The sequence below is a fragment of the Paenibacillus sp. BAC0078 genome (assembly GCF_054483875.1).
This window is the reverse complement of the sequence record NZ_JBTLRW010000003.1, coordinates 344953-356072: the sequence shown is the minus strand read 5'-3', so window position 1 is coordinate 356072 and position 11120 is coordinate 344953. Positions and strand designations below refer to the sequence as shown.

General features: G+C 49.5%; 12 protein-coding genes. All 12 read left to right on the top strand.

Annotated features, from left to right (window positions below; translation table 11 throughout):
• Window positions 1-97 precede the first annotated feature (97 nt).
• The 12 genes from ACX1DY_RS08485 (at window position 98) to mtaB (ending at window position 10999) form a co-directional block, all read left to right on the top strand.
• Window positions 98-469: a hypothetical protein gene (locus ACX1DY_RS08485; protein WP_458963744.1), complete on the top strand. Its 372-nt coding sequence runs from the start codon at window positions 98-100 to the stop codon at window positions 467-469.
• Between the two features lie 40 nt (window positions 470-509).
• Window positions 510-689: a YfhD family protein gene (locus ACX1DY_RS08480; protein WP_019909200.1), complete on the top strand. Its 180-nt coding sequence runs from the start codon at window positions 510-512 to the stop codon at window positions 687-689.
• 128 nt (window positions 690-817) lie between these two features.
• On the top strand, window positions 818-1192 hold the full coding sequence (locus ACX1DY_RS08475; RefSeq protein WP_458963743.1) for a hypothetical protein: 375 nt from the start codon (window positions 818-820) through the stop codon (window positions 1190-1192).
• A 130-nt stretch (window positions 1193-1322) separates the two neighbouring features.
• Entirely contained in the window at window positions 1323-2138 is an 816-nt protein-coding gene (locus ACX1DY_RS08470) for a DUF2935 domain-containing protein (RefSeq protein WP_458963742.1), read from the top strand.
• 404 nt (window positions 2139-2542) lie between these two features.
• Window positions 2543-3454, top strand: a complete 912-nt coding sequence (locus ACX1DY_RS08465; protein WP_458963741.1) for a methyl-accepting chemotaxis protein — start codon at window positions 2543-2545, stop codon at window positions 3452-3454.
• 381 nt (window positions 3455-3835) lie between these two features.
• Window positions 3836-4399: an RNA polymerase sigma factor gene (locus ACX1DY_RS08460; RefSeq protein ID WP_458963740.1), complete on the top strand. Its 564-nt coding sequence runs from the start codon at window positions 3836-3838 to the stop codon at window positions 4397-4399.
• Window positions 4359-6023: a DUF4179 domain-containing protein gene (locus tag ACX1DY_RS08455; RefSeq protein ID WP_458963739.1), complete on the top strand. Its 1665-nt coding sequence runs from the start codon at window positions 4359-4361 to the stop codon at window positions 6021-6023. The genes ACX1DY_RS08460 and ACX1DY_RS08455 overlap by 41 nt, the downstream gene beginning before the upstream one ends.
• A gap of 213 nt (window positions 6024-6236) precedes the next feature.
• Complete coding sequence (locus ACX1DY_RS08450; protein ID WP_458963738.1) at window positions 6237-6836, top strand: DNA-3-methyladenine glycosylase I; 600 nt, start codon at window positions 6237-6239, stop codon at window positions 6834-6836.
• Window positions 6837-6995: 159 nt separating this feature from the next.
• Entirely contained in the window at window positions 6996-8048 is a 1053-nt protein-coding gene (prmA, locus tag ACX1DY_RS08445; RefSeq protein WP_458963737.1) for a 50S ribosomal protein L11 methyltransferase, read from the top strand.
• A gap of 2 nt (window positions 8049-8050) precedes the next feature.
• A complete protein-coding gene (locus ACX1DY_RS08440) occupies window positions 8051-8743 on the top strand; it encodes a site-2 protease family protein (RefSeq protein WP_458963736.1) in 693 nt (230 codons plus the stop codon).
• A 144-nt stretch (window positions 8744-8887) separates the two neighbouring features.
• Window positions 8888-9652 (top strand): RsmE family RNA methyltransferase, encoded by a 765-nt coding sequence (locus tag ACX1DY_RS08435; protein WP_458963735.1) that lies wholly within the window; start codon window positions 8888-8890, stop codon window positions 9650-9652.
• Between the two features lie 3 nt (window positions 9653-9655).
• Window positions 9656-10999 carry a tRNA (N(6)-L-threonylcarbamoyladenosine(37)-C(2))-methylthiotransferase MtaB gene (mtaB, locus tag ACX1DY_RS08430; protein ID WP_458963734.1) on the top strand — a complete coding sequence of 448 codons (1344 nt, stop codon included), beginning with the start codon at window positions 9656-9658 and terminating at the stop codon, window positions 10997-10999.
• Window positions 11000-11120: the final 121 nt, after the last annotated feature.

The window sequence follows — 11120 nt, the reverse complement described above, 5'->3', positions numbered from 1 at the left end:
AATAGGCGTAGAAAAACGAATAAATTCTGCACCCGGAATACAGAATATGAAGGTACACAATTGCGTATGGAAATTCAGGCAGAGAGCAGGGATACACATGTCCGAAAAAAACATACTTGCATATTTCAAAAGTCCAGAAGAGGCAGAAGGGGCTTCCCGCAAACTGCAGGCACTTAGAGTGATCGATATGTCGATTGACCGTTTCAGCAAATACCCGGGGGGAGCCCGATACACAGGGAATAATCCGGTAACAGGGGATATTCCCAGTCTGGCTACCATGACGCTCAATTCAACGCTCGGCAGCCATTCAGCCGGTATACTGGCAGCTGCAGACTCCAGTGCCAGTGGGATGAGCCATGGTGGAGACGGCGGGCCAACTGGCAGGGATGTTTTGCTGACGGTTGTTCTGAATTCGGAGTATTTTGATCAGGCCATGTCGATTATCGAAGAGGCCGGCGGAATGCTCTGAAGGCTAAATTCATGTATAACGACAGGAGGCCGGATAACAGATGGATAGAGAGAACTCGAAAATTTTTTCGAAGACCGACAAGATGAAAATGCTGTATGAAGCCAAAGCAGAGGACGTAGAATTTTCTGCTGCGGAAGCGGACCAGGATGATCTGGAGGCGCAGGAGCGTTCACTGGAGGCGGACAAGCGGCAGCTTCACGAAATTTTGAAGAAGGAATAGCAAAAAAAATTGCAGAAAATGCCCCACGGCTGTGGGGTATTTTTGTGTATATATAATATAGCTGGCGTAGCCGTCCTGCTTATCAGGCGTGTATAATTATGGAGATATGCCAAGCCGGAGGGATAAACATGAACAACTATATTTTATGGGGCGGGCTGGCGCTGCTGGTTGCGCTGCTTACTTTTTTGAATCAGAAGCAGGTCTACTCTTCCAGAGTAAAACGGGCTTACCGCGAACTGCGTGAGCTTGCCGGGAAAGTCCGCAGCGGGCAGTCGGAGGCTACTGATCTGAATATCTGGGAAGCTGCGATGGCGGAGATGGACAAGCATCCCAATGAATTCAATAAGCTGGAGGCTGAAATCGGATTGCGCCGGGCATTCGTTATGTATTTGGAGCGCCATTATCCGCAGGACACGCGTCTCCCGGATCTGCAGGAAGCGGCAGCATATCAGAAGGATTCGGTCTGGGGCATTAAAATAGGAGACTACGGTTCAAAAAAGTAATATTTACTGGTCAGATCTGAATAGAAACAGGAATTGTCAGGCCTGCATAAGAGTAACGAACATAGTGGACAAAAAACCTCCATATGCTTAGAAGTAGTTGGATTTTATCTCTGCAAAGGAGGGAAATAGTTTGGATATGTTCGTTACCCGGTCATTAGATGAAATACGCTTTTGGTCGAGGATCATGAAGGAGCATTCCTTTTTTTTGTGCTTGGGATTCAGAGTGGAGGATACTCAGCTTAGACAAGAGGCGAACCAGTTTTACGCTATTTTTGAGGATATTGAGAGAAGGTCCCACGAATTTCAGAGCGACGCTGACCCTCACACGATCCGTGAGTTTAATACAGAGGTTGGTGTGGCGGCGACGCATATTTATGCGTTTAAACGAAAGGTGCTAGGGCTTATATTGCAGTGCAAGCTTCCGGGACAAACCAACTTTCCTTTGCTGGTGGATCATGTAAGCCGGGAGGCCAATTATTTCAGGAACCGCCTGGATGAGCTCAATTCAGGGACACTCGAACCGCTGCCCGATGCCATTATTGATGAGAATGTCTTTTTCTTAAAGATCATGGCCGATCACGCCAAATTTATTGGTCATCTGCTTGACCCTTCTGAACGGAAGCTGGTTGATCAAGCGCGGGAATTCAGCAATGATTTTGATAAGCTTGTGTTCCAGGCGGCTGATTTAAGTCATATGCGTCCCCAGTCTCAGACCGTTCCGCTGCTCAGTCAATTCGTTGACGAAAACCGGGTTTCTGTAAAATCATTGCGTGATTTCAAGAAAACAGCACGTGATTTAATTGATGAGTGCAGGATCAAAAGCATCATTCATCCTTTGCTGGCGGATCATGTATTCCGCGAGGCCGAGCGTTTCCTCATTATTCTGGATATGTTCGATCAATCTTTATCTGGTGCTAAAGTGAATAAGCGGGAAATTGTATACTAAAGTTTATTTAAAGGTGATGAAACCGTAAGGCTATATGCCTGCGGTTTTTAGTTTTTTTAGAGATTTCTATAAATTGTCCTTTTCTGTAATCTAAAACCGAAATTTTACCGTTATTATAGAGTAAAGTAAAACAATGAAATTAAGTAAGTTGAACTTGCAGAATTAATAAGAAGGGCGGAAGTGACGGAGTGGAAGTTTGGAACTGTAGGAGCGTCAGCGACCGCCTTTGTCTGCGGATTTCTACCCCTTTGCGGTAAAAATAAGGAAATCTGCAGACGGGCAGCGGCCGGAAGTCCAAACATTCCACGCAGTTACGACCAGACCCCAATAAATAAATCTAAAGTTGAACTTAATTAGGACAACCTCAGATATTCTAAAATCGATTCATACGGGGAGAAATTGCTATGAAGAACCTGCCAGCACAAGAAGTCACCGATGCACTGGTTGTCAAAGCTTTGGAAAAAAATCTTGCCCTCATCCGGTTTGATCTTGACCGCCGGGTGGCTTATGTCAATGAGGTATTTGCCAGCTCCATGAAATACAGCGCTGGGGAAATGTATGGAATGTACCACAAGGAGTTTTGTTTTCCTGAGTTTGCGAATAGTCCTGATTATGAAATGTTTTGGGACAATTTGATGTCCGGCAAGAGCTTTCAGGATAAAATCGTCCGCATGGACTCGGAAAGGAACCCGGTGTGGCTGGAAGCTACCTATATGCCTATTTATGATGAATTAGGCGAGCAGGTTATCGGTGTGACGAAGGTCGCAACGAATATCACCCTCAGACAGACGAATATGAGCAATGTTGTGGAACACATGCAGGGAATGGCCAGCAGTCTGAACCAGCGTGCGGAAAAAGGCATCGAGCGGAGCCGTGAGCTGCTAATGAGCATCGACAGCATCGCCGAGGTGTCGAATGAAAATAATATGACACTTACCAATCTGCAGCAGAAGGCCGGAGATATTCAAGGCGTGGTGCAGACGATCCGTGACATTGCTTCGCAGACCCATCTGCTGGCGCTTAATGCGGCGATAGAAGCGGCACATGCCGGAGAGTTCGGCCGGGGTTTTGATGTCGTAGCCAAGGAAGTCCGAAAGCTGTCCGCTATGGTACAGCATTCCATTGGCGAAGTGCGGGAGAGCGTTAAGGCGATTACGGAGGAGATTGGCAGAATGTCCGCAGGAATCGCCCAGGTTCAGGACAGTGTGGAAGAAAGCCAGCGGCAGATTGAAGTCGCCCTGCAGGATTTTACAGGGGTTTCCACTTCTGCTCAGGAGCTGGACAATCAGGCCCGCGAGGTGCTGAATATCATCTGATTTGTGCCGCAGCGTACTTAGTGCGAGATAGGAATTATTAAAAGTTGAACTAAAAAAATATAACAGGGCAGAAGTGACGGAGGGGAAGTTTGGATACTTACGGAGCGGAAGCGTCCGCCTTTGTCTTCGAATTTCATCCGCTAAGACGGTATAAATCAAGAAATTTGAAGACGGGCAGCGGCCGGAAGTCCAAACATTCCCCGCAGTTACGACCAGACCCCAATATGAAAATCTATAGTTTAACTTATATGATAAGCAGCGTGGACCTCTCGATTGGAAGGAGGGCATGCTGCTTTTTTCTTGAGCAAGACTTCTGAAATGAACCTTTTTCGAGGTTTATTTGTTGAATACATACGTAGACAAGAAAGGAGGGCACATGGATTGGTGAGCAACCGGGAATTGTTTGAAACCTACAACAAGGATGTGTACCGGACCTGTTATTACATGGTGCATAATCCGGCGGATGCCGAGGATCTGTGCCAGGAGATCTTTATTACGGTTTTCCGCAGCAATTGGCAGGGGATTGAATATCTCAAGCCCTGGATAATGAAAATCACCGTAAATGCCTGCCTGAATCACTTGAAGCGGCGGCAGAGCCTGCAGCAGAAGCTGGCAGCGCATCTGCATCTTTTTCAGGGCAGCGGCACGGAACACACGGTGGAGCGGCTGGTCGAGCAGAAGGAAACCTCACAGGAGTGGATGATCCATCTGTCAGGCCTCCCCGTGAAAATCCGGGCGGTGCTGACCCTGAGATACATGCATGACCTTAGTCTGGCCGAAGTGTCGGACGTGCTGTCCATTCCGCTCGGAACAACCAAATCAAGACTGCACAAAGGACTGAAGCTGATGAAGAATGTGCTGCTGGAGACAGGAATGCCGGAAGCCGCATGGAAGGGAGAAAGCTATGAACAAGCTGGAGCGTGCACTCAAGCATCAATTAAATAATGATGAGAACGTGCCTTACCCGGATTTCGAGGGAATGTGGAAGCGGATGGAGGATTCCGGTCACACCGCGACGGCTGAGAGTGATACAGTGAAGCCGGTCATCCTCCGGCGGTCCAAAAATTGGAGCAGAATTGCCGGAATTGCTGCGCTCAGCGCCCTGCTGGCTGCGGCTCCTGTATATGCGGCGATTCATTATAACTGGGATAATCTTCTGCACAGCAGGGAGGGAATTCAGTCGGCCCTGGACCAGAATCTTGGTCAGCAGCTCGGGCAATCCATCACCAAGGATGGGGTGACGTTTACGCTGCATACGGCGATTGTGGATGAGAACCGCACGGTCATTCTCTACAGTCTGGATGTTGGTAAGCGTAAGAACACCGATTTTTGGAATGTGAAGGGAATGACGATAAAGGGGACAAAGGATAGCTATAAGCTTGGGGAGACGAATCATCAGCAATGGGATGAGCAGAACCAGCGGTATAACGGTTATTTCGAGAGTGATTGGACCCCTCAGCAGGATACCGAGAAGGTTATTTTAACCGCAGACGGAATTGATTTGAAGACAGTTCAGTCCGAGGAGATCCCCTTGAATCCTGCATCGCCTGAAGTGCAGAGCTTTAACATCGGCCGGGAAGGCATGCAAAAAATAGACGTTCAGCCGTTGGCTCAAAGCAAGGATAAACTGCTGCTCTTAGGGGAAGTTACCTTCGATGATCCGTCGGCTAAGGAGTGGGCCTATCCGCAGATTGCCGCATACAATGGTACAACTATGGTCAAAGAGCTGCCTGGCGGTACCTTTGGTGAACCGGGAGATCACGGGGAATACAAGCTGAAGCATTTTTTAAAGGCGGATGAAATTACCCCAGGGCAAACCAGCTTTAAGCTGCAATACTGGAAGCAGGAGCGTAACATTGCCGGGCCGTGGTCATTTGAGCTGGAATTAAGCAAAAAGCAGATGGAAAGCGGGACGATAAAGAAGACGCTGAATGTACCGCTGGAACCTGGAGCGACCAACAATACGATCGAGAAAATGGTGATTACTCCTACACAGATCCGCCTTACTTTGAGAAATGAAGGGAAGGGATTCAAGGACCAAATGCCTTATAAGAAATCCTATCTGCTGGTGAACGGCAGAACACTTGAGGGAGGATTTTATGAATCCTCCAGTGTCGATCATCGTATGGTCACGGTGCGTTTTGAACGTCCTTCAGACCTTGTAATTGACGGGCAAACCCCTATCATTTATGTAGGCAAATATAAGGTCACTGTGCATGATGATGATAAAGCTCCAATTATTTTAAATAATATATCTGCAGAAAAACAGACCTTTATCCGGGAAACTGGTGGTTATCCTGTTCAATGGACGTATTACATGCAAGGAAAAGATCTGTTCATTGAAACTGGCAGCGAAGACCCGCATTTTGGCGGGATCAACCAGACCAATATGGGGGGGAAATACAACGATCCGCTCGGCAAACCTGTAACCTCTAACTTTGACGGAGACGGAAATAATAAAGCTATTGATGTCTATAAGAATTTCAAAGGCACTGAGGCTTCTGTCTATATGTACTACTACACCACTGACGATCCAGATAAAGAAACACGGGTGACGCTGCAGCCTTAATGCCAAAGTTATTATTTTTAAAAATAAGAGAATAGTGCACAAGTAATAGAGGTGTCCAAAATCCCTTGAGGGTGTGGGCGCCTCTTTATGTTGCCGCGAATCCCCCTGCGTAAGTACTTAAGCAAATGCCTCCAGCCGGATTGCCGCCACCGCAACAAATTTGGTACGATTACCAAAGTGTATATACGAATGATGTAAAATAACTGCCTGCACATGGAAAAAGGAGAGAGCCGCTTGAAAATTACACGCTGTGCCTGGGTCAACCAAGACCCGCTGTATATAGCTTATCATGATGAAGAATGGGGAAAACCGCTGTACGACGATCGGAAGCTGTTCGAGCTGCTGATGCTAGAGGGCATGCAGGCAGGACTAAGCTGGTACACTATTTTGAAGAAAAGGGAGCATTACCGGCAAGTGTTCGACGGATTCGATCCGCAGAAAATTGTCCATTATGATGAAGCGAAGATTGAAGCGCTAATGCAGGACACGGGGATTATCCGCAACCGCTTGAAGATCAATGCCATTATTAACAATGCGATTGTGTTCCTGCAGATTTGCCAGGAGGAGGGAAGCTTTGCGGATTATTTGTGGAGCTTCGCCGGAGGGGCCCCGGTTATTAATGAGTGGAAAAGCATCTCTGAGGTTCCGGCTGTCACCACTCAGTCCGATCAGATGAGCAAGTCGCTGAAGAAGAAGGGCATGAAGTTTGTCGGCTCTACGATTTGTTATGCCTTTATGCAGGCCTCGGGCATGGTGGATGACCATACCACGGACTGCTTTTGCCACAAGAAAATTCCCGGTTCCGGGAGATGAAGCGGCAGTTTGGCGCTGCGCATGTAAGTAATGGTATACTGTTAAATGTCCAAATGTTACATAAAACGGGCACAAAACTTAAGAATATGCTTCCGAAACGAGTTATACGAAGTGGATATAGGAAGTGTATGCTACAAAACTTTTAGGAGGACCCATAGTATGTTATGGCACGAACTGACGGTACATACAACAGAAGAAGCGCAGGAGATGGTATCCAATCTGCTGTATGAAGCCGGAGCAGGCGGTGTTTCTATTGAAGAATCAGGGACGCTGAATAAGACACGGGACACCCGTTACGGTGAATTATATGACGAGCCGCTGAATGACATCCCTGAAGGGGAAGCGGTGATAAAAGGCTATTATGCGGAATCGGTCTCCATGGAGGAGATTATACAAGAAATCGCTCCCCGGGTGGAGGAGCTTCGCGAGTTCGGTATTGATCCGGGCAAAGGGCAGCTTTCCTGGAAAACGGTGGACGAGAACGATTGGGCACATGCCTGGAAGCAATACTTCAAGCCGCTGCGTGTATCGGAGCGTCTGACCATTAGACCGACCTGGGAGGAGTATACGCCCGCCAGCCCGGATGAAAAGATTATTGAACTCGATCCCGGCATGGCCTTCGGAACAGGTACTCATCCCACTACTGCGCTGTGTCTGCGGGCTCTGGAAAAGCATATCAGCGGCGGGGAAGAGGTTATCGACGTTGGAACAGGCTCCGGCATTCTCGCTGTAGGCGCGGTCCTGCTGGGAGCAAAGTCTGTGCTGGCGCTCGACCTGGACCCGGTGGCGGTGGACAGTGCCCGTGAGAATGTGGCGCTGAACCGGCTGCAGGAAGCCATTACAGTCAAAGAGAGCGATCTGCTGTCGCTGCTCGGCGGTGAAGGAGCTGCAGATACGGCTGCGGGAGAAATGTGGCCTTCGGCCAGACCGAACCATACCGGGGCTGATGAAGCTGCTGAGCCGGGAAGCGAAGCGGGGCTTGGGGTTACACTTCCGGTAAAAATTGTAGTAGCGAATATTTTGGCGGAGATTATTGTGCTGTTCACGGATGATGTCTACCGTGCGCTCCAGCCGGGCGGGATCTATATCACCTCCGGCATTTATAAGGATAAGGAAGAGCTGGTGGCAAAAGCGCTGGCGGCTTCCGGTTTTGAGATTATGGAAGTATCCCGCGAAGAAGATTGGGTGGCGTTTACAGCCGGAAAGAGGTAAAGATGAATTTCCTGGATCAAGTTTTAGTATATCCTTTGCAACAGCTCCCTTTTTTTCTGATTACAATTGTTATTGCATTTACGGTGCATGAATTCAGCCATGCTTATTTTGCTAACAAATTTGGTGATCCGACAGCGCGGCTGCTGGGACGTATGACGCTTAACCCTGCTGTTCACTTTGACCTGTTCGGCATTATACTGCTGCTTATCGCTGGCTTCGGCTGGGCGCGTCCGGTTCCTGTGAACCGCGATAACTTCAGTCGCCCTCGCCTGATGGGCGTGATTGTCTCGGCAGCCGGCCCAGTCAGCAACCTGCTGTTGGGCATTCTCGGAGCAATTATCTTCGCTGCTCTGAATGCAAGCGGGGTCATTGGGTCCATCAATAACGTACATCTATTTCAGGCAGTACACTGGTTCTTTAATATGTTCATTCCATTTAATTTCTTCCTTTTCCTGTTCAATCTGATTCCACTGCCGCCGCTGGATGGCTACCGTATTCTGGAGGATATGGCACCGCGTCCGATTCGCGGAAGAATGCAGCAATATGAGCAGTGGGCAGTCTTCCTCTTTTTACTAATTATTTTTATTCCCGGACTGCAGCACTACACCATTCAACCCCTGAACGATTGGGCAATGCAAATCGGGAAAGACTTTTTTCTGATGTTCTACAAGCTGTTTGGAGGCAAAGTCCTTTAACCGGGACTGTTCACAGGCAGGCAAACGTTGTATGATGTAATGTGGTATTTTTGGAAGGATAGATGCAAGTAGAGCAGCGGCAGGGAACCTGGAGAGCAGGAACGCTGCCGCTTTCATGCTGAATAAGAACAGGATGATGAGAATATGCAGCGTTATTTCGTAACACCGGAGCAGTTCGGGCCGGATACAGTAAGGATTGATGGCGAGGACGCCCGTCATATTGCCAAGGTCATGCGCGGCAAGGCCGGTGACAAGCTGATTGTCAGCGACGGTGTATCCCGCGAGGCGCTGGTGGAGATCGCTTCAATTGAAATTGGAGAAGTAACAGTTAGCATACTGGAAATGCTGGAAATGACCCATGAGCCGCGGATCAAGATCACGGTGGCCCAGAGTCTGCCCAAGGGAGATAAGCTGGAGACGGTGATTCAAAAATGCACCGAAATCGGTGCAGTGGCCTTTGCCCCCTTCCTCTCGGAGCGCACGATTGTGCAGTACGACGAGCGGAAGGAGAGCAAGCGGGTAGAGCGCTGGCGCAAAATCTGCAAAGAGGCCGCTGAGCAGGCGCACCGGAACATCGTTCCTGCTGTAAATTCGCCGCTTAGCTGGAAGCTGCTGCTGAAGAGCTTCAGCGAATATGACGCCGTATATTTCTGTTATGAGAAAGAAGAAGGGCTGCAGCTCCGCAGCGCAGCCGCCCCGTGGCTGTCTGCCTTGCCGCCGCAGGCATCCGGCAAGGTAATGATTGTGGTCGGGCCTGAAGGCGGCTTCAGCCCTGAGGAATGCCGCGCGGCCGAAGAGGCCGGGGCAGTTTCCGTCGGGCTTGGACGGCGCATCCTACGCTGCGAGACGGCGGGCATGGTAGCCGCAGCTTGTATTTTGTACGAATCCGGAGAAATGGGGGGAGCTTGAAGAATGCCATCCGTAGCATTTTATACTTTAGGTTGTAAGGTTAATTTCTATGACACTGAAGCCATCTGGCAGCTTTTCAAAAATGAAGGTTACGAGCAAGTGGATTTCGAGGGACCCGCTGATGTCTATTTGATCAACACTTGTACTGTAACAAATACTGGCGACAAAAAAAGCCGCCAAATGATCCGCCGCGCCGTACGCCGCAATCCCGAGGCTATTGTTGCCGTAACCGGATGTTATGCGCAGACCTCGCCCGGCGAGATTCTCGATATTCCCGGTGTCGATCTTGTTATCGGCAACCAGGACCGTGAGCACATCATGACCCATGTGAAAAATATTCAGGAATCGCGCCAGCCGGTGAATGCCGTGCGCAATATTATGAAAACACGCGAATTCGAGGAGCTGGATGTGCCGGGTTTTGCTGACCGGACGCGGGCTTTTATGAAAATCCAGGATGGCTGCAACAACTTCTGCACCTTCTGCATTATTCCGTGGTCGCGCGGACTGTCGCGCAGCCGTGATCCGAAGTCGATTGTAGCCCAGGCGCATCAGCTGGTGGAAGCCGGATATAAGGAATTTGTTCTGACCGGCATTCATACCGGGGGCTACGGGGATGATCTGGAGAATTACCGGCTCGCTGATCTGCTGTGGGAACTGGACAAGGTAGATGGACTGGAACGGGTTCGCATCAGCTCAATTGAAGCCAGCCAGATTGACGAGAAGCTGCTTGAGGTGCTGAACCGCAGCTCCAAAATGTGCCGTCATCTGCATATTCCGCTGCAGGCCGGACACAACGAAGTTCTTAAGGCAATGCGCCGTAAGTATACGACAGAGGAGTATTACGCAAAAATGCAGCTCATCCGCCAGGCGATGCCGGATGTGGGCATTACCACCGACGTTATTGTCGGCTTCCCGGGTGAAACCGAGGAAATGTTCCGTGCCGGTTATGATTTCATGAAGGCCGTCAACTACTCCGAGATGCATGTGTTCCCGTATTCCAAACGGACAGGCACTCCGGCGGCGCGGATGCTGAACCAGGTCGATGAAGAGATCAAGAACGCCCGTGTTCAGGAGCTGATTGACCTCTCCGAGGACATGCAGCTTGCCTATGCGCGTAAGTTCGTCGGCAAGACGTTGCCCGTCATTGCCGAGCGGTCGGCCAAAGATGCGCCGCAGCGCAGCACACAGCACGGCTTCAGCGACAACTACCTGCAGGTGTTCTTTGACGGCGATGATTCGCTGCAGGGAGAGCTCTGCCAGGTGAAGATCACAGAAGCGGGAGTAAATGAATGCCGGGGCGAGCTGGTCAGTGTTAGCCGGAGCGGGCTTCGTGAGAGCGTCATATAGCGTATAACATAGCCTTCATTGGCCTAATGAATTTGCAGATTTATCTACGATAGGTGGAATTAGTACAACTAATCTGCTGAAATCCTTGCCGCAGCGGGGTTTAGTGGGAATTAGTCCACTT

Bases quoted from the DNA above. Each gene is read 5' to 3' on its own strand.
- ACX1DY_RS08480 (WP_019909200.1), top strand. From the start codon at position 510: ATGGATAGAGAGAACTCGAAAATTTTTTCGAAGACCGACAAGATGAAA.
- ACX1DY_RS08450 (WP_458963738.1), top strand. From the start codon at position 6,237: ATGGAAAAAGGAGAGAGCCGCTTGAAAATTACACGCTGTGCCTGGGTC.
- ACX1DY_RS08475 (WP_458963743.1), top strand. From the start codon at position 818: ATGAACAACTATATTTTATGGGGCGGGCTGGCGCTGCTGGTTGCGCTG.
- ACX1DY_RS08455 (WP_458963739.1), top strand. From the start codon at position 4,359: ATGAACAAGCTGGAGCGTGCACTCAAGCATCAATTAAATAATGATGAG.
- mtaB (WP_458963734.1), top strand. From the start codon at position 9,656: ATGCCATCCGTAGCATTTTATACTTTAGGTTGTAAGGTTAATTTCTAT.
- prmA (WP_458963737.1), top strand. From the start codon at position 6,996: ATGTTATGGCACGAACTGACGGTACATACAACAGAAGAAGCGCAGGAG.
- ACX1DY_RS08465 (WP_458963741.1), top strand. From the start codon at position 2,543: ATGAAGAACCTGCCAGCACAAGAAGTCACCGATGCACTGGTTGTCAAA.
- ACX1DY_RS08485 (WP_458963744.1), top strand. From the start codon at position 98: ATGTCCGAAAAAAACATACTTGCATATTTCAAAAGTCCAGAAGAGGCA.
- ACX1DY_RS08440 (WP_458963736.1), top strand. From the start codon at position 8,051: ATGAATTTCCTGGATCAAGTTTTAGTATATCCTTTGCAACAGCTCCCT.
- ACX1DY_RS08435 (WP_458963735.1), top strand. From the start codon at position 8,888: ATGCAGCGTTATTTCGTAACACCGGAGCAGTTCGGGCCGGATACAGTA.